This window comes from Cohnella candidum (assembly GCF_003713065.1).
In the GTDB taxonomy this organism is placed as follows: Bacteria; Bacillota; Bacilli; order Paenibacillales; family Paenibacillaceae; genus Cohnella; species Cohnella candidum.
In genome coordinates this window covers 5,125,317-5,149,816 of record NZ_CP033433.1, presented here as the reverse complement: position 1 = coordinate 5,149,816, position 24,500 = coordinate 5,125,317, and the positions used below count along the sequence as shown (strand labels likewise).

Below are 24,500 nucleotides of genomic sequence, written 5' to 3'. Positions count from 1 at the left end.
ATTCCGTTACGTACGTTCGACGATCGCGGTGGAAGCGGCAAGGGTTCTTTCGTGGGTGATCGCCACATGGATCGTCCACTCTCCTTCCCGCAAATCCAGCCGCTCCCGGCAAGCCTCGGACAATCGGCATACCGGCTTGCCGGCCGCGTCCGAAAGGATTTCGACGTCATGAAACCCCGCCGACGAACCGATCCCGCAGCCCAGGGCTTTGACGACCGCCTCCTTGGCCGCGAAACGTCCGGCGATGAACTCGAGGGCGCGGCGGGCGGGAAGTCCCGCCCACCGGCTCCTCTCCTTCTCCGTCAGCACCCTCTGCGCGAATCGCTCGCCGGAGGGCTTCGACAGGAGACTCTCGATCCGCTTCAACTCCACAACGTCCAGGCCGACTCCGACGATCATCGCGCTCGCCGGGGTCAAATGCCCGGAATAGGGCGCCGCTTATGCTGCGTGCGGAGGTAATGCTTCTCCAGGATCTCGCGGGCTTTCGGATCGACTTCCTTGCCTTCGAGGTAATCGCTGTTGGCTTCGTACGAGACGCCGAGTTCCCCTTCGTCCGTCTGCCCTTCCCACAAGCCTGCGGTCGGAGCTTTGTGGATCACGGAGTCGGGTACGCCGAGCGCTGCCGCGAGCTGCCCGATTTGGCGCTTGTTCAGGCTGCTGAGCGGAGTGACGTCCACCGCGCCGTCGCCCCATTTGGTGAAGAAGCCGGTCAACGCTTCGGAGGCGTGGTCCGTGCCGACGACGAGCAGATTCAGGTCGAACGCGAGCGCGTATTGCACGACCATGCGGGTGCGGGCCTTGATGTTGCCTTTGCCTCCGCGGCTGACGTGGCGGGACATGTTCAGAGATTTGAAGGCGAATTCGGTTTCCAGCGCGATTTCGTCCACCGCTTCCTGGATGTTCGTCTCCGCCGTGTGCGTCAGCTTGAACGCTTCGGCCACCGCGTAGCTGTGCCCGATGTCCACTTGTTCCCCGTAAGGTTGGAACACGCCGAGCGTCATGTACTCTTTGCCGGTTTCCAGGCTAAGCTCGTCCGTCGCGCGTTTGCACAGCCCCGCGGCTACCGCGCTGTCGATGCCGCCGCTGATGGCGATCAACAAGCCTGTTGCGCCTGCTTGCTTAACGTAATCCTTCAGAAAGCCGACCCTGCGGGTAATCTCTTCTTGGACGTCGATGAGCGGTTTGACCTTGAGCTCCGAGATGATTTGCTGCTGCAGGCTCATGTCCCATTCCTCCAATGCGCGTAAATTCCTTCCTAAATACACAAATAACCCGGAGGTTCGGCTGCCGAACCCCCGGGATGCGCGTTTCTTACCGGCAATAGCGGTCGAATGCGGCGGTCAGGTCGCCTGCGATCTCCGCTGCGCTTCGGTTTTCGATTTGATGGCGCTCGATGAAGTGGACGAGCTCTCCGTCCTTCAGCAAGGCGATCGACGGAGAGGAAGGAGGATACGGCGCGAAGTATTCGCGCGCTTTGGCGGTCGCCTCTTTATCCTGGCCGGCGAATACCGTGTACAGATGATCCGGCGTGACGTCGTGGCCCAGCGCTTGGGCGACGCCCGGGCGCGCTTGGCCGGCCGCGCAGCCGCAGACGGAGTTGACGACGACGAGCGTCGTGCCTTTGGCGTCAGGCAGGTGCTGCTCGACGTCATCCGGCGTTTTCAATTCCTGGATGCCCAGACGGGTCAGTTCGTCCCTCATCGGCTGAACCATATCCAGCATATATCTTTCAAAAGACATCGACATGTAAAACTCCTCGCTTTCCATATGGACGCTTGAATATATCGGCAATGCCGCTTTTTTCATTATACCGCGAGTGCAGACAGAAAGAAAACCCCGACGCGCGTCAGGGTTCGTCCAATACGTATTCGTCATCCGAGTCGAGCCAATCATAGAATCCGGTCTCCTGCTTCCCTTCGTCCAGTTCCGGCTCGTCCCCGGCGGACACCTGGAGGGTCGGGTGCATGAACGTCCCGGCTTGCGGCCGGATCCCTCTCTCGAATAAATCGCGGTTTTCCCGTGTCCGGAATCCGATGTCCTTGTAAGGATGGACCCATTGCTCTCCCGCCATGACGGCCGGGTCGGTGTCGCGGTTCCATTGCTCCAACGGGGATTGGGGCGACGCATAATCATGGTCCCCGATCACGACGCCTTGCGCATTGACGAACGGTTCCTGCGGCCCCCGATTCCCGCGGAATTCCGATTTGAACTCGATTTCGAACGGATCCAGCGAGGAGTCGTCCCGTCCCGGTGCGGGAGTAACTCCTTCATAGGAAGCGGACGGTTGCTTGTTCATGTCGGGAATGTCGCCGTTCCTTCTTTAAGTAGAAGGACGGTTCGGGCCATCCAGCTTCTTGTCGAATCCCGGGGACAAAGGCGAACGTTCGCGTTGCGGGTTGCGGCCTTTCCGTCCGGTCACGGATGGGCCTTGGGGCGGTTTGGTCATGGCGAGATCCTCCTTACTGGCTGATTCTCCCTTATTATTGCCCTTCTCCGCGCCATTATCCGCCGCGGATCAATTTTTTGCCGCCGCCATCCGATACTGTTTGAAAAACGATACGATAAACGTCGTTCCTTCGCCGACCTTGGATTCCACCTGGATTTTTCCGTTGTGCCGCTCCACGATGCTCAAGCAGAGGGCCAAACCGAGGCCCGTTCCGTTCGTCTTGGTCGTGAAAAACGGCTCGAACAGCCTTTCCAGCTTTTCTTGGGGAATCCCGACGCCGTTATCCGTGACGCGAAGCTCGACGGCGTCTTCCCGGTCGGAGGTCTCGATCCGCAGGACGCCCTTGTCCGACATCGCCTCCATCGCGTTCCGCGCCAGATTGAGCACGAGCTGCTTGATTTCCTTGCTGTTGATCTCCAGCGGACTCGCCTCTTCGCACAGACGCATCTCGATCAGTTGTCCGCGCATATTGGCATCCGCCGAGATCAGCGGCACCAGTTCGTTCAGAACGTCGTGCAAATTGCCGGTCTCTTTCTCTACGATGCGGTTTTGGGCCAAGGACAGAAAATCGTTGATGATGCCGTTAGCCCGATCCAACTCTTCCATGACGATGCGAAAATAGGACTGCTGATCGTCGGAACTCCTCTCATTAAGCAACTGGACGAATCCGCGGATCACGGCCATCGGATTACGGATTTCGTGCGTGATGCTCGCCGCCATTTGGCCCACGAGGCTGAGCCGTTCCATTCGTCCGACCTCGTCTTTCAATTGGTTAAGCTCGGTGACGTCATGCCCGATAAACAGGATGCCTTCCGAGGACTGGCCGGGAATCCCCCGCACCGCGCGCGTAACGGTATAGACCGTTCTTCCCCGGATTTTCAGCACCTCCACGACCCGTTCTTCCCCCCGCATCACCTTGTCGAAAGGTGAGGGGAATTCGAATTGCATCAGCCGGGCGAAAACGCGGTAGTGCCGGTTCAGCACTTCGGTCGAGACGGTAGGTTGTATCATTTGGAGGGTAAAATCGTTGATATGGGTGATGATGCCCGTGGTGTCGGCATACATGACGGCGAGCGGCGCCTGGTCGATGAACAGCTGCAGCCGCCGAACCTCCCCGCGGTAATTCCGCGACATGACTTGGAGTTCGTTTTGAAGGCCGACTCTCTCGAATCCGAGTTCGATGAACATCGTGCCGGCGATCAACGCCAAGAGGAATACCGCCCAGTTCACGGACAGATCGTAGAGATGGTTATTCAAGACGGCTGCCGGTCCTCCATGGTACCATACCGGAAACGAAGCGCAGAAAATAAGGAACATGGCGGAGAAAAAGAGAAGCACGATTTTCAAACGTTTGACGCGAGGGCCTTGGCGGAACGTGGACGAAACGCGAATCATGGGAACAAGGACGGCGAGGAGAAAAACGGTCAGATAGACGTACTCCCACCAGTTTCGAATTTCCGTGCCGCTATAGAGGAGGAACTCTATCGTGAGAATGACGGCAGCGGCCATTCCTCCGTATAAAGACCCGATCAAGAGCGGGACATAGCGGAAATCGGAAGAAAGCCCCCCATCGATGTTGATGGCGAACTTGGCATTCAACAGGAAAGCGATTCCACAAACGATCGCCATGAAGTGAGGAACGTAACGGGTGCGCTTAGGACGGTCATACCATACTAAAAAAAGGAATACAGGCAATAAAGCGATCAAGCCTTGCAGCAGCGTATCCTTCCACACACCTGGGGCCCCCTGTGACGAAACGGTCGGTGCAATCGGTACCACGGTTATCTTGAATTAAAACATATCTCCTAATAAGTTACAATGATTTCGGTATATAATGGTAAGATACGACAGCAGATAACGGAGATTGCGAAAATGGACAACTACGATATTACGATCCTGGGCGGAGGCTCCGCGGGACTGATGGCGGGAGTCGCGGCCGGCCGGCATGGCTTGAACGTCATCCTCGTCGACAAAGGGGACAAGCTCGGCCGCAAGCTGGGCATCTCCGGCGGCGGCAGATGCAATGTGACGAACAACAAAGAACTCGACGAACTGGTCCAACACATTCCGGGCAACGGCCGGTTTCTTTACAGCGCGTTAAGCACCTTTTCGAACAAGGATATCGCCCGTTTTTTCGAGGATTTGGGCATCGCATTGAAAGAGGAAGACAACGGCCGAATGTTCCCCGTGACCGACAAAGCCAAGACCGTCGTGGACGCATTGGTGGGGCAGGTGCGGAACGAAGGCGTGAAAATCCTCGTCAACTCGCCGGTCGACCGCGTTCTGTTCGACGACAATGGCGTTGCCGGCGTTAGACTGCAGAACGGGCAGGAGTGGCGCAGCAAAGCCGTCATCGTCGCCGTCGGCGGCAAATCGGTCCCCCATACCGGGTCGACCGGCGACGGATATGCTTGGGCGGAAGAGGCGGGCCATACGATCACCACGCTGTTCCCCACCGAAGTGCCGCTGACCTCCCGGGAGAAAATCATCGCCAGCCGGGAGCTTCAGGGCCTGTCGCTGCGCGACGTGACGCTGTCCGTCTGGAACGAGAAAGGGAAGAAAATCGTTTCGCACCGCGGCGACATGCTGTTTACGCATTTCGGCCTGTCGGGCCCGATCGCTTTGCGGTGCAGCCAATTCGTCGTCAAGCAGCTCGCGAAAGGGCATTCCGCGGTGAAGTTGACGATTGACCTGTTCCCGGACAGCACGGTGGACGAACTGTACGGGGAGACGCTGCAGCTCATGAAAGAGGAGCCGAAGAAAGCGGCGGTCAACGTGCTGAAAGGGACCGTCCCCGAGAGGCTGCTGCCCTTCCTGTTCGGCAAGGCTTCTCTCGACACTCACGTCACGTACGACAACATCCCCAAGCAGCCCTGGCGCGAGCTGTGCCAAACGATGAAAATGCTCCCCCTGGACGTGAACGGAACGTTGTCCATCGAGGAAGCCTTCGTGACGGGCGGCGGCGTCAATTTGAAGGAAATCGACCCCAAAACGATGCAGTCCAAACTCAAAAAGGGGCTGTTTTTCTGCGGCGAGATTTTGGACATTCATGGATATACGGGCGGCTACAACATTACCGCGGCGTTCTCGACAGGCTATACCGCAGGCACCAGTGCCGCGTTGTTGGTGAAAGAGACGCAAGAAGCCCCGCAGTCATAGACTGCAGGGCTTCCGACCCGTGTTACCAGTTGTTGCCCGAACCCGAAACGGTAAAGCTCGGGGAAGCATTCATGAATTTGCCCGAAGGAGCGCCGTTTACCGTATTGCCGTTAAAGGTCGAGCTTCCGGTCGCGGAGGCTCTGATATAGACCCCGTACGTGCCGGCATTCGTGACGGTATTGGAGCCATAAGTAACGGATATTCCAGGCGCCGGTTCTTCGATGAAAACGCCGGAGTAGACGCTGTCTTGAACGGTATTTCCGGATACCGTTACGGTGAGGTTCTGGGCTTTCCCGTTGTTGTTCACCCAATAAGCCCAAATCGCGCCGATCTGATAACCGTAATCCTTGTGATAGGAGCCTGCCCGCACAAGCAGGTTGTTTTGAATCGTTAACGTTCCGGTCATGGACGGAGGATTGAAATCCGTGCCCAAGGAGATACCCGATCCGTTGACGATCGTGTCCGTGCACAGGTTCCAGATGACCTTGTTGTTCTGCCCTCCGTATATCGCGATGTTGTTTGCCAGGGTCGGAGTTTGCACCGTATTGTAGCTGAACGTGTTGTTCGTATCCAGGTAAGTGTCCGACCACATCGCCAATCCGTCGTCTCCGCTGTTGCGGATCGAGTTGTTGGTGACGGTGGTATTCGACGTGCCGTAATGAAGATTAAGGCCGTCCGCCCAGACGTCCCGGATCCGGCTGCCGGAAACCGTGGCGGCATTCGTCTGGTTCGTGAGCCAGACGCCGACTTTCGTATGCTCGATCCACAGGTTGGACAGGGTCGAGTTGGTTCCGTTGCCTTCCACCCCCGCCACGCCGTTGTAGTCATCCCGGATCAAGTCGTTTGCGCTGATTTTGAAATCGGACAGGGTGACGTTGCCGCCCCGCAGGTAGATGCCGGCGAAATTGCCCGAAAGCGCGGAATACCAAATGCCTGCGGCTTTCACCGATACTCCGCCGTCGAGGTACAGTCTCGTGCCCGTGCCGTCCCAGCCGGCGCCTCTCGTTCCGTTATTCAAGGTAAACGTTCCGGACGGAATCCAGATGCCTTTATACGTACCTCCGGAGTTTTTCACGTTGTTGATGCAGGCGTTGATGGCAGCCGTGTCGTCTAGGCCGTCGTTCGCGGCCGCCCCGCAGCTCGTAATGGACAGATAGCCCGCGGGCTGCGTTAACGGAGCAGGAACGGCTTCGGTTTCGATGAGATCGATCGTGACGTAAGCCGTGGAGCCGAAGTTCAAATTGTTGGAGTTCCGTTGCAGCTTGATGACCGTACCGGCCGGATAGGACTGATCCAGAATAAAGGACACTTCGTCATACATATGGTGCGGCGTCGTCGGCACGGCATTCGGGTTGTTCGACCAGCGGATCTGTCCGCCTTCCGTCCCCCAGGCTCCATAATTCCAGCTGTATTTGGAAGTGAGCGGAATGTCTTTTTTGAACGTTCCTCCGACATACAGTCCGATCGCCGAATCGATTCCCGTGCCTGCGGCGTTATCCGGAATGGAATAACGGACCGTAACGCCTTGCGCGGCTTTCGTCAACGTGATCTGGACGTACTGTCCCGCGGAGGTCAGTTTGACCGCTTTTCTTCCCGAAGCCTCGGAAGCCGGATCCCCGAACGTGGTGGAAGGACCGATCAGCGTTCCCGTGAAGGAGGCGTTTTCCGCTTCATAAGTGTCGTACGGCATCGTGGCGCCGTAAGATCCCGGAGGCGGGGGCGGCGGGGAAGCCGATGCGGACAGCTGGATGTTATCCAGGTTCACGTTGCCGGAATCGGTCGTTTCGAATTTGTAGGCGATCGTGTTGGTTCCCGCGTTCAAGGTCAGCGTTTCCGTCTGGGTGCCCCAAGCGTCCCAGTTGGCCAAGCTGGCCATCGAAGCTTGCTTGATCTTCGCGCCGTTCACGTAAATCGTCAGCGTGCGGGCGCTGCCCGTCGCGTTGGCATATCGCAGCTTCACGTCGTAAGTGCCCGCGCTTGCCGCGCTGACCGTGAATTGGGCTTGCGCGCTGCCTTTGTTCGCGTCGACGAAACCGGCCGCGAAGCCGGTCCCCGTATAGCCCGCGTGGTCATTCGCCACGACCGCGCCGCCCGTCAATGCAGCGGATTCCGCCTCGTATTGGCCAGTAGGGGGCGAGGAAACCGGGTTGACGTCGATTTTGTCCAAATTGACGTTTCCCGTGTCCGTCGTATCGAACTTGTAACGGACCGTATTGCTCCCCGCGGTCAAAGCGACGCTGTCGGTTCGGCTGCTCCAGGTATCCCAGTTCGCCGTGGCCGGAAGCGAAATTTGCTTCACCTTCGTATTGTTCACGTACAAGCTCAACGTTTGGGCGCTGCCCGTCCCATTGGCATACCGGAGAACGACGTCATAGCTGCCGGCCGACGACGCGCTTACCGTGAACTGCGCCGCCGCATTGCCTTTGTTGGCATCCGTGAAACCGGCTGCAAAGCCGCTGCCCGAATAGCCGGCGTGATCGCTTGCGGAGACCACGCCTCCCGATAAAGCGGCGGATTCCGCTTCGAACGATGCGGCCGAAGCCGCGGGAACGAACGCCATTTGCGCCCAGACGAGACAGGCCGCCAACAGAACCGTCAACGCTCCTTGTTTCCGCAACACTCGTTGCTTCACCTTCATTCTCATTCACCCCGTTTTCCGATTGTAACTTCCTCCATCCTCCCGACTGCCGACATCCACGGATTGCGCGCCTGCCGATCCACCTCCTTTCCAAGAGAGCGGGCCGGCGGAACTACGGCCGGCCAGCCCACGATCGTTTTACTGGGCCGCATCCGCCAAGCCCGACGCAACGAGCAGCCGGCTGACGACGGAAGCCGCTTCCGCCCGGGTTGCGGGATCGCGCGGAGCGAACGTGTCGGCGGATCGGCCGGTCATCACGCCGCTGCGAAGCGCCTCGCGCACCGCAGGTTCCGCCCAGCCGCTCACGCGGTCTTTGACGCCGGGCCGCGCGTTCCAGCCGGCCGTCTCCGCTTGTGCGGCATCCGCCGGCACGGTCATCTTCAGCGCGGCCGCCAGCATGACCGCCATCTCTTCGCGAGTGATGGTGCGTTCCGGCCGGAAAGTGCCGTCGGCGAAGCCGTTCACCAGCCCGTAAGCGGAGGCGGTTCGCACTGTACCGGCATACCAGGCGGCGGGCCTGACATCGGCGAACGATACGCCGCCGGAAGCGGACGTTTCGGGCAGTCCGAGCGCCTTCACCAGCATCGCGGCGAACTCCGCCCGGGTCACCTTGGCTTCCGGCACGAAGGCTGCTTTCGAACTGCCGATGACGATTCCTTTGGCCGCCAGAAGCTCGATCGCTTTCCTTGCCCAATGCCCCTCCAAATCCGCGAACGATTTCCGGTTCACGATGACGCCGTACAAGCTGTTCGTCACGCTGCGGACTGTCACGATCGTCCGGTTCCCCTCTTTCCGGAATAGGGCCGGCACCGCGCGGAAGCTGCCGGTTTCCGGATCGAAGACGACGACGGAAGCGGCACTCGAATCGATCTCCCCCTCTACCGTCATCGTCCTTGTCACGAACGTACGGCCGAAGGATCGGATCGGAACGACGGAACTGCCCGATTGCAGGCTGACCTCGAAAATCATCGGCGAGCCGACGAGTGCAGCACCCGTGCTCTGCGCGGCTTTCTTCATCGCGTCTGCGATTGTCGGCGCGGCAGGCATGATCTTCATCGTCAAAGTTCCCCCGGACGGATCGAAGGGCACGTCGTTATTCTGGAGCACCGTGTCCAAGACGCCGATCGGAAGCTCATAGGCGGCATCCCCGTACTCCAGCCGAATGACGGCGTCTTTCACCGCTTTGCCCGTTTTCCGCAGCGCATCCAGCGACACCGTCGTTTCCGCGCTCGGTTTGGCGGTGTCGGCTTTGAAAATGATCAATTTATCGCCGGCTGCCGCCGCTTGCTCCAATCGCATGTCGTTGTCCGACACGCCTCCGTCTTTGCCGCCGCTTCCGTTGTCCTTCGGATTGCCGGAAGGGCCGGGATCGGGGTTCCCCGGCGGAATGGGCGTCACGTCGCGAATCGCGAACGCATCCCCGACGGCGTTGAACATCCGCCCTACCTTGGCGTTCCGGATGATGACGTTGTTCGTTTCCACGGACCCGGTCACGCTGCCGTTCACATGGATGCCCCATGTTCCGGCCTTATCGATCACCAGATTTTCGATGCTCACCTTATGTCCCCCGGCCTTGTTGATCCCGAAGGGCCCGTTGATGTAAAGCCCCTGGAACGTACTGTCCAGCACGGTATTGTCGCGAATCGCGATATCCGCATCGATCGCCTTGTCGCCGGTGAACAGCCAGATCGCGCCGAAGTCCTGGTTCCAATTGAATTCCCGTCCGCCCGTACGAATCAGCGTGTTCCTTTCCACGATCGTGGTGCCGCTGAACGGCACCGGGTTAAATCGGGTGGAGACGGCGATGCCCGCTCCGAATCCCATCGTGTCGGACACCAGATTGTCCTGGATGCGGTTGTCCTTGCCGCCGAAGACGGCGATGTTGTCGGCCAGCCAAGGAAGCTGGACCGTGTTGAAACGCACCGTGTTCGAGTCAGTCTGCGCTTCCTGATCGGACACGCCGTCCGGCTTATTCGACCAGAGCGCGATTGCGTCGTCCCCCGAATTGCGGATTTGGCTTTGCTCGACCATGGCGTTCTTCGTACCGGTCGAGAAATGCACGCCGTCCGCATAGGTGTCCCGAATGCGCACGTTACCGATATATAGTCCATCCGTAGAGATGCCGTCCTCGCTCCGCACGGTCCAAATGCCGGCTTTGGCGTGTTCGATCCAGACGTTCTGGATCGTTGAGCCGGTACCGAACGTTCCGTCGAAGCCGGATTCCGGCAGCTCGTCATGGCGGCCGGCCACGCCGGCGTCAATGGCCAGATCATACACGCCCACGTTGCTGCCGGTTCCCATAAATCCCGCACCCTTGAGCACCGTGTGCCACATGCCCGCTCCGCGGATCGTGACGTCCGACACCTCCAGAGGCCCCTGCTTCAAATCGAACGTGCCGGCCGGAATCCACACCCCCTTACCTTGCGAGCGCGCATCGGCGATCGCCGCTTTCAACGCGTCGGTATCGTCCGCTCCGTCGTCCGCGGCCGCGCCGTAATCCGCCGCGGAGAGATATCCGGCCGGCAACCCGTAAGCATCGGGCGCCTGCTCCAATTCCGCCAGATCGATGACGTAGTAATCGGCGCTGTCGCCGGCGTCCTTCTGCAGCCGGACGGTCGCTCCGGCGGGAATGTCGCCGACGATCCGATGGATTTCATCGTAGAAACGATGGGCATCCCCGTCCGCCGGGTCGTTCGACCATGGGTATTTCCCGTAAACCCAGCTGTGGCGGGAGCTTAAAGTAAGCTTTCTTTGGAAGGTGCCGTTGACGTATAAGCTGATCGTCGCCGTCTGTCCCAGCCCGTCCGGGCTGTCCGGAATGACGTAGCGGAGCGTCATCGCGTTCGCCTCCCGCGACGTCCGGAATTCCACGTATTGGCCTTGGGTATCCAGGCGCACCGCCTTCCGGCCCGAGGATTCGGCCGCGATCGTATAGTAGCTGCGGTCAGGTCCGAGGACGGTTCCGTTCGTCACGCCGTCTTCCGCTTCATAAGCGACATAAGGCAGCGTGGCGCCCCGGAAAACCGGAGCGACGGCGTCCCGGACGGTCAAACGGTCGATGTCGGCCAATCCGCCGGTCCCGGTGTCGTTCTGCAACGCGACCGTGTTCATCCCTTCGCGCAGCGGCAGCACGATATCGATCGTACCCCAGCTTTTCCCCGGGGTAACCGGCAGAGAGAGCGGCGTCTGCTTTAAGCCGTTGACATAGAGAGACAAGCTTTGGGGGGACGTCTGGGTGTTGGCAAAGCGCAGCGTTGCGGTATAGGCGCCCTCTGCGGCGGCGTTCACGGCGAAAATCACCCGGGCACCCGCAGCCCCGCCGGCGTGGAAGGCCGATTCCGCTTCATAGATGACGTCCTGCGCCACGGCCGTCGCGAACCAGCGTGACGCCGCGGAATCGTCCGCCGCCAAAGCGGCCGTCCCGCCGTTCGCGGCCAAGCGCTGGCCCGGCGATTCGGCGCTGGTCAGCGTAAGGGCGCCCAGCGTTTCCGCAAGCGACCATTCCGCCGAATCGCCGCTGCCGCTCGCGGACAACCGGAGCGTCCGGCCGGCACCTGCAGCCAGATAATGGCCGGTGAGCCGGTTTTTCAGGCGTTTGCGGCCGTCGATCTCCTCGAACTGCCATTGCGCGGACCGGTCTTGCGCTGTGGGACTTCCCAGCGTGAGCGCGTTGCCCGACTCGTACAGCCACCCGCCGGTCAACTCATTGCGCAGCTTTACGTAATTCGGATCCGAAAACGCGCGCGTAGGCAGGGTGGCCGGCCCCGTATCGGCCGGGGGAACGAATGCATCGGCCGGTGCCGGCCGGAAAGCCCATTGCACCCCGGAGCTTTCAACGGATCTCAGCTCATGCTGAGGATATCCCTGGTTATCCTCCGCATGGACGTACTCGTCCTCATATCCGGCCGCGAGACTTCGCAGCAGGTAAGAGGAAACGGCCGCAGCCTTCTCTACGGCCCAATCAGCCCTTCCGCCGTATACATCGGCAGTCACCGAAGTCTCCAAGTATGGCTTCAGGTTCTCCATGGACAAGTAGTGTCCGGTCGCGCGGTTTTTCACCCGCACCGTTTCCCCGCTGCTTTCCAGCAGCCAATGGGAGGTTGCGTCGCCTTCGGCCGGCGTTCCGTAAACCACGACTTGGCTTCCGTTTTCGTAGAGATACTTGCCGTTCGCCTTGTTCTGGATTCGGATCGGGCCGGACGGAAGCTCCGGAGGCAGCTCAGGCGCGGGCTCCAGCAGCCAGTGGCCGCTTCCCCAGGCCGGATCGAGCCCGCTCGCTTGGACGAACCCCTTGTTATCTTCTTCGTGAAGGATCCAATCCGGTTTCCAGACGTTTCGGAGCACTTTCGCGTCAGAGTTCGCGACCGCATCGATCGTCCATTGAACGCTGCCCCAGGTCGGGTCGAGGTCCAAGCTTTCCACCGGGTCGTTATAAGTTTGGACATGCTCGACCGTTATGGAATGACCCGTTGCCCGGTTCACGATCCGCTTGCCCTGCGTGGAATCCACGAAAGCCCAATGAGACGACGGATCCTTCGCGTCGGGCGTGCCGAACTTCACTTTCCCGTCTTCTTCGTATAGATAATTGTTGCGGCAATCGTTTTTGAGCCTTACGTAGGCCGGGGCCGCCGAAGCCTCTACGGGGACGAATTCCCATTTCGGACTGCCCCAATCGCGGGTAACGATGCCGTATTGCGCGCCCTTCAGCTTGTTTTCCACGTGGATGTAGGACTGGCTCCCCGGCACGTCGTTCGCGTCGCCGGCACTGTGGATCTCTTTGAAGCCCTGGTAGTCTTCGATCACCCAATCGCCAAGCGCGGAGCCGGCCGCGATATCGGCCGCATGCAGCAAATCCCGCGCTCCCGTTTGCCCCTCGAGCGTGATATAGTGGCCGGTTGCCCGGTTTTGGATGCGCTTCTTGCCGTTCGCCGCCACGATTAGCCATTGGGCGTTGTAGTCATCCGCCTTGGCGTTGCCGTAATGGACGATGCCGTCCTTCTCATAGAGGTAGAGCTGCAGCCAGTCGTTCTTGATCCGGATGTACGGAACGGAAGGTTCGCCCGAATCGCCGGACGGAGGCGCCGGATCTTCCAGCTTCCATTGGGCGCTGCCCCAAGTCGCTTGTGCCCAGTTGTTCCCGTGCGCATAGCCGTCTTGGCTCTGGACGTTGAGGTAGCTGGCGGCATTCTCGGCGCTTTGGAACGTGAAATACCCCTCTACCCCGTTGCCGTCTCCGTCCTTGGCTCCACCCCTATTCCAATAGGAGCCGGCCGACGCGGAATATACGGCGTCCGTCACCGCGGCTTCTCCGCCCGCATGATCCACGGTCGCGATATAATGGCCCGTCGACACGTTGCGCAGCCGGACCTGAGCGCCCGCGTCCTCCACGATCCATTGGGAAGCCGGATCGTCATAGGACGGGTTCCCGTAAGCAACCCGCCCGTTCTGTTCGAACAAGTATTGGCCCTTCCATTGATCCTTGAGCCGTTTCGGCGTCGTATCCGCCGCCGTTTCCAGCTTCCACTTCGCGCTCCCCCAGGACGATTGCGCCCAATTATTCCCGTGCGCGTACCCGTCCTGGCTCTGGACGTTCAGGTAGCTGGCCGCGTTATTAACGCTTTGAAACGTGAAATACCCGTCCCCCGCATCCGCCATCCTCCATTGCGCGCCGGTACTCGCGCCTGCGACCGCTTGCGCCGCGCCCCCGCCCGTATGATCCACGGTGGCGATCTCATGGCCGGTCGCCCGGTTTTGAAGCCGCTTATATCCGTTATCGTCCACCACAAACCATTGGGACGCGGGATCGTTCAACGCGGGCATTCCGTATTTGACTTGGCCCGCATCCTCATAGAGGTAGTTCCCTTTCCATTGATCCTTCAGGCGGATGGGTTCCTGCTCGGCCGCGGGCTCCAGCAGCCAGAGAGCGCTGCCCCAAGCCGGCTGGGCCCAATCATTGGCTTGCGCAAAGCCGTTCTGGATTTGCACGTTCAGCAGCCGGTTCGGATAATCGACGCTGACCACGTTGTAATACCCGGGCTGGCCCGCGGCCGCCGCCACCGTCCACTGGTCGCTGGTCCAAGCGTCGGCTACGGCGCCGCTCTCCACGGGGTCGGTGATATGATCGGACGCGATTTCGTTCTGCATGTTCAAGTAATGGCCGGTCGCCCGGTTCTTGATCCGCTGGTGCGTGCCTTCCGTTTCGACGAGCCATTGCGCCGCCTGATCCGTGATGGCGGGAAATCCGTAACGGACTTTGCCGTCGGCTTCATAGAGATAAGTGCCTTTCCACTGGTTTTTCAGCCTGACGTAATCGCTTACATTTTGGGCCGATACAACCCCGTCCGACTTCCAAATCACGGACGGCAGCAGCAGCGCCAGCGACAGAACGAAAGCGAGCAGCTTGCGGAAACGTAACATTCAGAATCACTCCTTGCCTGAATATTGGGAGACCGAGAAACGGCCTTTTTGTTAAGGAAACCGGCTCTGCGGAAGCGGAGCCGGTTTCGGACGGGTTCTTGTTTACTGGACTTTGACTTTATCGAAGTTTTCCTTCTGTACCTTCTCCACGGCCTGGTCGAGCAGCTTCTTGGAGTCCGCGTTTTTATTGGAAAGCGCGCCCTGCACCGCGATCGTCATCGCCGCATAGTAGGATTGGGCCTCATATTGCGCTTCCGGTTTGCCAACGGCATATTGGAAGAACTGCGGATCATACTGCCAGACGTTGTCGTACTTGTCGTAGACGGCTTTCATTTTCAGGCCGTAATCGGAATCCGCCTTCCAATAGCCGAGCTCGCGCTGCACGAAATACTTGCCCTGGTCTTTCAGTTGTTTGATGGAATCCTCCGTCGATTTCAGTCCGGCGTCGCCGAAAAAGTCGAACGTTACCCAGTCGAACGCCGCTTTCTGCTGGTCGCCGGAAGCGTTGGCGTTGATGACCCAGCTGTTGCTGCCGAGTACGCCGACATGCTCCCCGCCCTTTTCCATCGAAGGCATCGGGTACGCCGCGAAGTCCTCGATTTTGCCTTGCCCGTTATTCAGCGCGCTTACGATCGCGTCGGTCGGACCGACGTAGACCATGGCCGCGCGTCCTTGCGTGAATGCGCCTACCGCGCCGCCCCAATCCAGGGACCAGCTTTCCGGGAACGCCTTCGCTTCCCAGTTCAGCTTCTTGTAGAAGTCGAGCGCTTTGACGCCGGCGTCGGAATTGAACGTGGCCGTCACTTTGCCGTTTTCCACCTTCTGTACGTCTCCTCCGGCTTCGTAGAAGAAGTTCGTCCAACCCCAGCCGGCTTCGTTGCCCTTGCCCATCACTGCGATGCCCGCGATGCCTTTGGCGGGATCGCTTACCTTTTGCGCGATTTGCAGGAAATCGTCCCACGTCCAATCCATCGGCGGAAGCGGAATCCCTTTGTCCGCGAGCAGCTTCTTGTTCAGCGCGATGCCGATCGTATAACCGCTGTCCGGTATGCCGTAAATTTTACCGTTGATGGTATACGGCTTGAGCAGGATGTCGTTGAATTGGTCTTTGTAGGCATATTGATCGAGGAGTCCCGTCAGATCCGCGATCCAGCCCTTGCCGGCCAGGAAGTTGCCGTCCGTCGCGTATGCGCTGTACACGGTCGGCGCTTCGTTCGCGGCCATCTTGATGCCGATTTCGTTCGGGCTGTACGCCCAATCCGTCGTGTTGACCTTGACGTTCGGGTAAGCCTTCTGGAACCTCGCGATTTTGTCGTTGAAGTTCTGGACGTCGGCTTGGTTGTTCTTGTCCGGCGCTTGAACCGTGATTTCAACGTTCGCCGGCGCTTCGGACGAAGCCGGAGCCGATGAGGATGCGGACGCGGAAGGCGACGAGGCCGCGCTTGCGGGGGATGGGGAATCGGATCCCGATTTGGATCCGCAGCCCGCGATGATCAATGCCAGAATGATCGTGCAGGAAGCCAGAATGTTTCGCAATTTCACGTTGAACCCCTCCGTATTTGGGTCTAGGTTTTCTTACAGTTGCATCATAGCAAACCCTTTCGGGGACCACGATGTGCGTTCCGGGGAGAAATGTGTCCGATTCGATTATCGTGGCGGCACCCCTCTCCGAGGCCTCGTTACCCTTTGACCGCCCCGAGATTCATCCCCCGCACGATGTATTTCTGGAAGAAGACGAAGAACAGGACCGGCGGGATCAGAAGCAGCACCAGCACCGCGAATTTCACGTTCCAGTCGATCGAGCGGGATGGAATCACGTACTTGTAGACGGCCGATGCCAGCGGATACATATTCTCCTTCTGCATGATCAGGGAAGGCCAAAACCAGTCGTTCCAGCTCGAGCTGAACGTGAAAATGAGCAGCGTGATGAGTACCGGCACGGAGAGCGGAACGGCGATGCGGAAAAAGCAGCGGAGCTCGGAAGCCCCGTCCAGCCGGGCCGACTCGAACAATTCCTTATGGATGGTGCCGAAGAAGCTCCGGATCAGCAGCAGATTGAACGCGTTCGCGGCCGACGGAAGCCAGAACGCCCAGAACGTGTTGAGCAGGCCCAGGCTTTTCAGATTGAGAAAATTCGGAATGATGTAGGTGGAAGGCGGAATGAGCAGCGTCAACATGAAGAACATCGTGAACCATCTGCGCTTAGGCACCTCCAGATGCGCAAGGCTGAAAGCGGCGAGCCCGATGATGACGAGCGAGAACGCCATGTTTCCGGCCACGATGAAGATCGTGTTCTTCAAATAGTGCCAGAGCTGCAGGAACTTCCACGCTTCCGCGTAGTTGTGCCATTTCAGGTGATGCGGCCAATATTGAACCGGGAAAACGAACACCTCTTCCCTGGCCTTAAGCGAGTTGAGAATCGTAACGGTGTAGGGGTATAGAGTAAACAGTGCCGCGATGACGACGAGCAGAATCAACAGCGCATAAACGGCCAAGACGGTCGGTTTCTTATAGTCATAAGGCGAAAGGATGCCTCTCTCGGCGATCGACTTCTTCATCTGGATATCACCCCGTCCTTGTCCAATCTCATGTAGAGCACCGACAAACCGCCGAGCACGATCAGCATCAACACGCCCATGGCGGACGCGGTCCCGTAATTGAGGTTCGTGAACGCCTCGCGGATGATCATGAGTCCGTAAGTCAGCGTGGCGTTAACCGGACCTCCGTCCGTGATGGCCTGCTGGCTTTGGTAAGCTTGCGAGGTGGCGATGAGCTGCATGATGAACATCAGGACGAGCAAATGCCGGATGCCCGGCAGCGTAATATGGCGGATGCGCTGCCACACGCCGGCGCCGTCGATTTCGGCCGCTTCGTATAAATCTCTCGGTATGCCGGCCATGCCCGCGATGTAAATGATGAAAGCTCCGCCGAACTGCTGCCACGTTTCCATCAGGACGATGGAAGGCATGGCCCAGTGGGTGTCGGTCAAAAAGGGAATTTTATCGAGCCCCAGGCTGGCGAGAAAGGAATTGAACGGGCCGACGCTGTCGTAGAACCACAGCCACATGCCGTACAAGGCTACGGAAGGCACGAGCGTCGGAAAATAGAGGAGCGATCGGGCGAAGCCTTGGAATCTCCGAAGCTCGGAGACGATCACCGCGAACAGGCAGGGAACCCAAAAGCCGATCAAGACGCAGAGCACCATGTAGTATAAAGAATTGCGGACCGATTGGAGGATCTCGCTCCTGCTCAGGATATCGCGGTAATTGTCCAGTCCGACGAATTGAATGCCGGCGACGAAATCCACCTTTTCGAAACTGTAGACGATTCCCCTCACGATCGGGACCCACAGGAACAAAAGGAACACCGCGATTTCCGGAAGCAGAAAAAGCAATCCCCATCGGTATTTCTTGATCCATTTCGCCATGCTGCATAACCTCCACTATACGGTATCGCCCGTATTATAAAGGGAGGCCACCGAAAGAACGATGTGCGTTCCGACCAGAAGTGTGGTCAATCCGGGGTTTCGCTTCCGGCGCTTCGGATTTCCGAAGGGCTGACCCCGTAATACTTCTTGAACAGCTTGCTGAAATGCTCCGGCGCCTCATAGCCGATCGCTTCCGCGATTTCGTAGCGCTTCATGTCCGTCGTGAGCAGCAGCTTCTTCGCCTGCTCCATCCGGAGCTTCAGCACGTAGTCCCATACCGTCATTTTCAGGAATTTGCGGAACAGATAGCTGATATGGTTCGTGCTGAGATGAACGTGATCGGCGATATCCTGCAGCTTCAGCCCTTTCTGGTTGCAGTTATCCTTCAGGAAAGCCTGGATCTTCTGGAGAAGGCTGTGGTTCACCACCCCGAACGCTTCTTTGCCGGTCTCGGAGCCGTCGGGCTCGGCTTTGTAGTCGTCGAAATCCTGGATGTAGAACACGGATTGGTCGGGCATCATTTCCTGCCAGGCCAACGCTTTGGAACTCTCGTTCTTCAGGTCGTGAAGGCTTTGAAGGCCGAATTTCACGCTGCTGATGCCGACCGCGTTCGGAATCCGCAAATAAGTCGAGATATTGTCGCGGACCAGTTGGCCGAGCATGCCGAGACGATGCCCCGGCTGAACCGGCAGCCGCCCGTATTCTTCCTCGTTGAACGGGAGGACGATCGTGATTTCCGACCCGGGCTGAGGGATGATGACCGGTGCCCATTGCTGCAAGGATTCCGCGATCACGTTCGCCGCGGCGTATTTGAACAGGTTCCGGTCTTTCAGGGAAGAGACCGCCTCTTTGCGGCTGCCTCCCTCTCCCAGCGCCAGACGCACCCTCATCAAACAGAAATAAGGTCCAGAATCCGGCAAGCCTGCCCGGTTCCATACCGCTCGGACCTCGCGTTCCGTCAATCCCGGCGTTTCGAGCAGCTCGTTGAGCACGTAGGTTTCGGGAGGCGGCAGGTCCGCCCGCTCGAAAGCTTTCGTCAGCGACGATGCCGTCATCTCCCGGGCGGCGATCTCTCCGGCCTCCAGCCATTTACGCACCGATTTCAGGAACAACGGAACGTCGATCGGTTTTACGAAATAATCTTTGGCGCCCATGCGCAGCACTTCCTGAGCGTATGAAAACTGTTCATGCGCGGAAATGATGATGACGGGCAGGTTCGGTTTTTCGAGATTTACCGCCCCGAGCAACTCCAAGCCGTCCATCTCGTCCATTCGGATATCCGAAATCATCAGGTCGACCGCTTCCATGCGCAGGTAATCCAACGCTTCGTAGCCGTTCCGCGCCATCCATACGTGTTCGATGCCGAAGCCGGCTTCCAGCAAGACCGTCCGGATGCCTTCGCAAATGTTGATTTCGTCGTCCACGACCAATACGTTACGCATGATGTTCTCCTCCCGTTTCCCCTGAACGTTCTTGATCCGGAATCGTGATCCTCGCCGTTACGCCCCCTCCGGGGTTCGATTCGTAGAAGAGGCCGTACCGGTCGCCGAAATGAAGCTTCAGGCGCTTCTGCACGTTGCGGATGCCGTAACCTTCGTTCGGACTTTCCTCGCCGGCGATCGCGTTCAACCGATTCGAATCCACCGGTTTATAGCCGTTGTCCGAAACGGTTATTTCGATATCCGCCTCGTCCATCCGGCGAATTCGGATGACGATGCGGCCTTCTTCCTCCATTTTGGCGACGCCGTGCTGAATGGCATTCTCGAGCAAGGGCTGCAGCGTGATTTTCGGGATTTGCGCCTGCAAGCAGGCTTCGTCGATCTCCCACTCGACCCGGAACGCCGTTTTATCCCGCCGCTGCTGCAGCCGCAAATACGCTTCGGCATGCTCGATTTCTTCCCCGATGGAGATCACGTCCCGGCCCCGGCTCAGCCCGATCCGCATCAGCTTGGACAAATCCTTCACCATCTCCGCCACGTCTTTCTGCCCAAGGGCGATGCCGTGCCAATAAATCGATTCGAGCGTGTTATAGAGCAGATGCGGGTTGATCTGCTGCTGCAGCATCGACAGCTCGGTTTCTTTTTGCTTGATTTCCATCACGTACCGCTCATGGATCATTTCGTTCAAGCGTCGGGTCATCCGGAAGAAAGAAAGCGTCAACTCCCCGATTTCGTCCCGCTTGCGTCCCGGCGGATGCGCCAGCACCAGCTCCTTGCCGGGCACGAAAGACCGGACGAGCGCGCCCAGCTTGCGGAGCGGTCTGAGGAACGTGCGAATGAACAGGCTGACGGTCAGAAGGATCAGGAACACGTAAAATGCCGTTATGAAGACGATCAGCCGATGGGTTTGGGTCGCTTGCGAGGTAATGATGGACACGGGCGTGAGGATAATCAGTTTCGTATCATAGGGATAGCTGCGGTGGTACGCGAGCAAATAGGTTTTCTGATCGAGCGTGACGACCGAATTGCTCTCCTCCTGCTTCAGCCATTCGCCCGGAATCCGGACTTTCTCCCCCATCTGTTTGTTCGTCTTGCTCGCCAGGATGCGGTTGTCCCGGTCCGTGAAATAAATTTCGCTGCTTTCCGGCAGTTCGATCGCTTTCATATCGTTGGAGAGCACGGTTTGCAGATCGGTCACGGCGATGATGCCGATGTCGGTCTTCAGGTCCGTGGCGAAATCTTTGACGACCCGCAGGAACGTGAGCGATTTGCCGGCCCCTTGGGCTCCGAAGTGGTCCAACACCTGCAAATTCCCTTTGCCTTTCAAGTCGAATACAGTTTTGTACCAGGGACTGGTTTTGGGATCGACGAAAAAAACGCCGTTGGCGAGCTGCTGATAGCTCGGCGCGAATTTGTACCGGGAAGGGTCGTTTACGGGGATGAGGAGCGAGTATTTGAGACCGGAGTAGAAGGAGTCGCTGACTCCGTATTTGTTCATCAGTTCTCCGAGGGCGACGTATTGCCGAACCAATTCGAACGGGGTGCCGGCCATCTCCTTCGCCATCGATTGGACGAGCGGCTCCTGGATCATCTTGATCGTGTTTTCGCTGATGCCGAGAATGTCCCGGTCCAGCGTGGTGTGCGTTTGCTTCGCGAGCTGAAGCAGCGCGCTGCCCACCTGTTTTTTCGTCTCGTTGCCGGATACGACGGACGCGTACCAGCTGAAGACGAAAATCGGCGTCACGATGGCCATCAGGTAAATGAGCGTTTTGGTGCGCAAGCTAAGTCCGATCGTTCGGTTCGGCATAGTCGGTTTCCCTCATCTGCAGCTCGAATATCCTCGCAATAAGAATATTTTACAAGATTATGGGCAAGCGGGAATACGTAAGCGCTTCCTAATTCATCAAAATAACAGAAGAAATTTGCGGCGGCGAGGAGCGAACCGACGAAAAATGGGAGTGATACGGAGAAGCTTTCATGCGAACGCGAAAAAACCCGGCCACCGCTGGGGCCGGGGTCACTGTCGTCTTTATTCGGCTGTCGTTCCGATCAGGTCGCTTCGAAATGGTCGTAAGAGCCGTCATCCGTTCGGTAAGCCGATTCCGCGGATTCGGCGCCCGGCTCGGACGTGGCGTAGGCGTCGACCCAGTCCTCGTTCACGGTGTGGGCCGGAATCGGGATCGCGTCCATATCGTATGCTTCCTCCGTCAGCGAGAGCGTCTCGGCGGGCGCCCGCTCGACGATGCGGCCTCCGTGGCACTGCAGGATTTCCAGCGCCGAGGTCAAATCTTCGTTGCGCACGTGGATGTGCATTCTCCCGCCTTCGTGAACGCGGGGCTCATAGCCCAGTTCCTCAAACGTATCCGCGGCAAGCCGGGCCGTGGATTCGTCGCGGAATTCGAACATCAGGGCATCGTGTTCCATCGGGCTCCATCTCCGTTCGTGGATTGATCCTTCGTCCCGAATAGGATACCCTTTCCTTTACCGTTTGACTCCCAATACACGCAAAGCCGCACGCTCAATCCAGCTCCAAGGAAGAAACCGTTTCGCCCCGACCGTCCAGCGTTCGCTCCAGCTCGGCAAATAGCGCAGCTTGGGCTTCTTGTCCCGGACCGCCCGGACGATTGTTTCAGCTACGAGTTCCGGGTCTCCCCCGCGGGCGGCGCTTTGCTCGAGCATCGGCCGGATTCTCGCGAACAGGCCGGCATACGGAGATTGCGGCCCGGGAGCCGTCACGCTTGCCAGGCTTTTCTGCCAAATCGGCGTCCGATACGGGCCGGGCTCGACCAGGCTGACCGCCACGCCGAACGGCGCCAGCTCGAGCCGCAGCGACTCGCCCAGTCCCTCCAAGGCGTGTTTGGACGCGCAATACGGACCCAAAGCCGGAAAACCGATCCGTCCGCTGATGCTGCTGACGAGCACGATCCTTCCTCCACCGCTCTGCCGGAGCAACGACAGTGCCGCGCGGGTGACCGCCACGACGCCGAACAGATTCGTGTCGAACTGCTCCCTCCATGCGGACAGCGGCAGCTCTTCCACGAACCCGCCGACGGCGAGGCCCGCGTTATTCACCAACGCATCCAACCGCCCCGCCTCCCGCTCGATCCGCGACAAGGCTTCCCGAATGCCCGCTTCGTCCGTTACGTCCAAACGAACAGGGCGGATCCGATCGGCGCAGCCGGACGATGCCGCTTCCGCCGCCAACGTTCCGCTTGCCGCGACATCCCTGAACCCGGCGTAAACCGTCCACCCCAGCCTGGCTAACCTTAGCGCCGTCAAGTATCCGAACCCGCTCGAAGCTCCCGTCACCAGCGCCGTCCGTCCCCTTTGGTCCCCGCTCATCCCGCCGACTCCTCCTCCGCCTCATGAAAAAGAGCCCCCGCCCGGTTACCGGCCGGGAATGCTGGGGGCTCTTGCCGGAAAAGGGAGGCAACCCTTTCTCCTGTATTTATTGTAGCTTACGTCAGCCGTTTCGGAAAGATGAGAGCGCTTGGTTCAGCCCGCGGGTTTGGGCGTACACGTCTTGATAGACGCGGAACAGGGATGCATAGCGCTCAGCGTTGGCCGCATTCGGACGGTAGGACCGGGACCGCTTGACGAACGCGGTTGCGCAATCGTCGAGGCTGCGGAACCAGCCGCAGCCGACGGCGGCCAGCATGGCCGCTCCCAGGCCGGGGCCTTGTTCGTTCTCCAGCGCGATCACTTCGGCGTTGAAAATGTCCGCTTGCATCTGCAGCCAAACCGGGTTTTTGGCCCCGCCGCCGATGGACACGATCCTGTCGGCCTTTTTGCCTGCCGCACGGAACAAATCCACGGACTCGTTCAGTGAGAACGTGATCCCTTCCATCACGGCACGCGCAAAATGGGCCCGGGTGTGGCTGCCGTCCATGCCGATGAAGCTTGCCCGGATGTCGGGGTCGGCATGCGGCGTGCGTTCGCCCACCAAGTACGGCGTGAACAGCAGTCCGCCGGAGCCCGCCGGAATGTCCTCGACGCCGCTCAGCAGCGAGTCGTAAGACTCGCCGGCCGCGAACGTCTTGCGGAACCAGCTCAGCGAGTAGCCCGCGGCCAGCGTTACGCCCATGGAGTAGAAAGCGCCGGGCTTGCCGTGGTTGAAGAAATGGACTTTCCCGCCATAGTCGGCTTCCGAGTCGCCCTCGTAAGTGAGGATGACGCCGGACGTTCCGATGCTGCACAAGGTGAGTCCTTCCTCCAGAATCCCCGCCCCGATCGCGCCGCAGGCATTGTCCGCGCCGCCGGCGAACACCTTCGTATCCGGCGACAGGCCCGTCGCTTCCGCCGCCTCGGCGGTGAGCGTGCCTATGCATGCCCCCGCTTCGACCAGCGGCGGGCAGAATTCCGCGCCGATGCCGAAAGCTCCGAGAACTTCCGGGCTCCAATTCCGGTTCGCGACGTCCAGCATCAACGTGCCCGCCGCATCCGACAGGTCCATATGGATCCCGCCGGTCAGCCGGTACCGCAAATAATCCTTGGGCAACAGGAACCGCTTCGATGCTTCGAAAGACGCGGCTTCGTTTTGCCGGACCCACAGGATCTTCGGCAGCGTGAAGCCTTCGAGCGCCGGATTTCTCGTCACCCCGAGCAGATTATCGCCCAACGTCTTTTCGATTTCCCGGCATTGCTCCGTCGTCCGCGTATCGTTCCACAGAATCGCCCTGCGCACGGGGCGGTTCTCCCCGTTCAGCAGCACGAGACCGTGCATCTGTCCGGAAAAGCTGATGCCTTCGATATCCCCGGCAGACACGCCGGAAGCCTGGACCAGCTCGCGGAGGCATTCCGTCGTGCCCCGCACCCAATCCTCGGGCTCCTGCTCGCTCCAGCCGGAATGCTCATGGTACAGCGGGTATTCGCGGGACGCTTCCGCCGTTACCGTGCCTTCCCGGGACACCAGCAGCGTTTTGACCGCGCTGGTTCCCAGGTCGACTCCGATCACGTATTTCATCCGGTCTTCCT

General features: G+C 59.2%; 17 protein-coding genes. 1 reads left to right on the top strand and 16 read right to left on the bottom strand.

The annotated features are described in order from the left end of the window. Window positions 1-6: 6 nt before the first annotated feature. The 6 genes from acpS to EAV92_RS23735 all read right to left on the bottom strand — a co-directional run bounded on the left by acpS (window position 7) and on the right by EAV92_RS23735 (window position 4,180). Window positions 7-399, bottom strand: a complete 393-nt coding sequence (gene acpS, locus EAV92_RS23755) for a holo-ACP synthase (RefSeq protein ID WP_123043370.1) — start codon at window positions 397-399, stop codon at window positions 7-9. Window positions 400-413: 14 nt separating this feature from the next. Next, window positions 414-1,223, bottom strand: a complete 810-nt coding sequence (gene nadE, locus EAV92_RS23750; RefSeq protein WP_123043369.1) for an ammonia-dependent NAD(+) synthetase — start codon at window positions 1,221-1,223, stop codon at window positions 414-416. 88 nt (window positions 1,224-1,311) lie between these two features. Then, window positions 1,312-1,746: a BrxA/BrxB family bacilliredoxin gene (locus EAV92_RS23745; RefSeq protein WP_123043903.1), complete on the bottom strand. Its 435-nt coding sequence runs from the start codon at window positions 1,744-1,746 to the stop codon at window positions 1,312-1,314. A 100-nt stretch (window positions 1,747-1,846) separates the two neighbouring features. Beyond that, complete coding sequence (locus EAV92_RS23740) at window positions 1,847-2,296, bottom strand: DUF3905 domain-containing protein (RefSeq protein WP_123043368.1); 450 nt, start codon at window positions 2,294-2,296, stop codon at window positions 1,847-1,849. A gap of 24 nt (window positions 2,297-2,320) precedes the next feature. Beyond that, the gene (locus EAV92_RS25090; RefSeq protein ID WP_277424212.1) at window positions 2,321-2,446 is read right to left on the bottom strand and encodes a hypothetical protein; all 126 of its coding nucleotides are present in this window, start codon (window positions 2,444-2,446) and stop codon (window positions 2,321-2,323) included. Between the two features lie 69 nt (window positions 2,447-2,515). Next, complete coding sequence (locus tag EAV92_RS23735; RefSeq protein ID WP_241158379.1) at window positions 2,516-4,180, bottom strand: ATP-binding protein; 1,665 nt, start codon at window positions 4,178-4,180, stop codon at window positions 2,516-2,518. Between the two features lie 138 nt (window positions 4,181-4,318). Between EAV92_RS23735 and EAV92_RS23730 the strand changes: the two genes are divergently transcribed. Then, complete coding sequence (locus EAV92_RS23730; protein ID WP_123043367.1) at window positions 4,319-5,605, top strand: BaiN/RdsA family NAD(P)/FAD-dependent oxidoreductase; 1,287 nt, start codon at window positions 4,319-4,321, stop codon at window positions 5,603-5,605. Window positions 5,606-5,627: 22 nt separating this feature from the next. Here the strand turns inward: EAV92_RS23730 and EAV92_RS23725 are convergent, their stop codons facing one another. From EAV92_RS23725 to xylB, 10 genes are all read right to left on the bottom strand, one after another. Next, window positions 5,628-8,225 carry a carbohydrate-binding protein gene (locus EAV92_RS23725; protein ID WP_241158378.1) on the bottom strand — a complete coding sequence of 866 codons (2,598 nt, stop codon included), beginning with the start codon at window positions 8,223-8,225 and terminating at the stop codon, window positions 5,628-5,630. A 156-nt stretch (window positions 8,226-8,381) separates the two neighbouring features. Further along, a complete protein-coding gene (locus EAV92_RS23720) occupies window positions 8,382-14,660 on the bottom strand; it encodes an S-layer homology domain-containing protein (protein ID WP_123043366.1) in 6,279 nt (2,092 codons plus the stop codon). A gap of 102 nt (window positions 14,661-14,762) precedes the next feature. Then, window positions 14,763-16,202, bottom strand: a complete 1,440-nt coding sequence (locus EAV92_RS23715; RefSeq protein ID WP_241158377.1) for an ABC transporter substrate-binding protein — start codon at window positions 16,200-16,202, stop codon at window positions 14,763-14,765. A gap of 137 nt (window positions 16,203-16,339) precedes the next feature. Further along, the gene (locus EAV92_RS23710; protein WP_241158376.1) at window positions 16,340-17,218 is read right to left on the bottom strand and encodes a carbohydrate ABC transporter permease; all 879 of its coding nucleotides are present in this window, start codon (window positions 17,216-17,218) and stop codon (window positions 16,340-16,342) included. Further along, window positions 17,215-18,087: a carbohydrate ABC transporter permease gene (locus EAV92_RS23705; RefSeq protein WP_123043365.1), complete on the bottom strand. Its 873-nt coding sequence runs from the start codon at window positions 18,085-18,087 to the stop codon at window positions 17,215-17,217. Before EAV92_RS23705 ends, EAV92_RS23710 begins: the two co-directional genes overlap by 4 nt. Before the next feature lie 86 nt (window positions 18,088-18,173). Next, the gene (locus EAV92_RS23700; protein ID WP_123043364.1) at window positions 18,174-19,529 is read right to left on the bottom strand and encodes a response regulator transcription factor; all 1,356 of its coding nucleotides are present in this window, start codon (window positions 19,527-19,529) and stop codon (window positions 18,174-18,176) included. After that, window positions 19,522-21,333, bottom strand: coding sequence for a cache domain-containing sensor histidine kinase (locus EAV92_RS23695; RefSeq protein WP_123043363.1), 1,812 nt, complete (start codon window positions 21,331-21,333; stop codon window positions 19,522-19,524). Before EAV92_RS23695 ends, EAV92_RS23700 begins: the two co-directional genes overlap by 8 nt. Window positions 21,334-21,575: 242 nt before the next feature. Further along, on the bottom strand, window positions 21,576-21,950 hold the full coding sequence (locus EAV92_RS23690) for a hypothetical protein (RefSeq protein WP_123043362.1): 375 nt from the start codon (window positions 21,948-21,950) through the stop codon (window positions 21,576-21,578). Between the two features lie 57 nt (window positions 21,951-22,007). Continuing rightward, window positions 22,008-22,868: an SDR family NAD(P)-dependent oxidoreductase gene (locus EAV92_RS23685; protein WP_123043361.1), complete on the bottom strand. Its 861-nt coding sequence runs from the start codon at window positions 22,866-22,868 to the stop codon at window positions 22,008-22,010. Between the two features lie 121 nt (window positions 22,869-22,989). After that, entirely contained in the window at window positions 22,990-24,489 is a 1,500-nt protein-coding gene (gene xylB, locus EAV92_RS23680) for a xylulokinase (RefSeq protein ID WP_123043360.1), read from the bottom strand. Window positions 24,490-24,500: the final 11 nt, after the last annotated feature.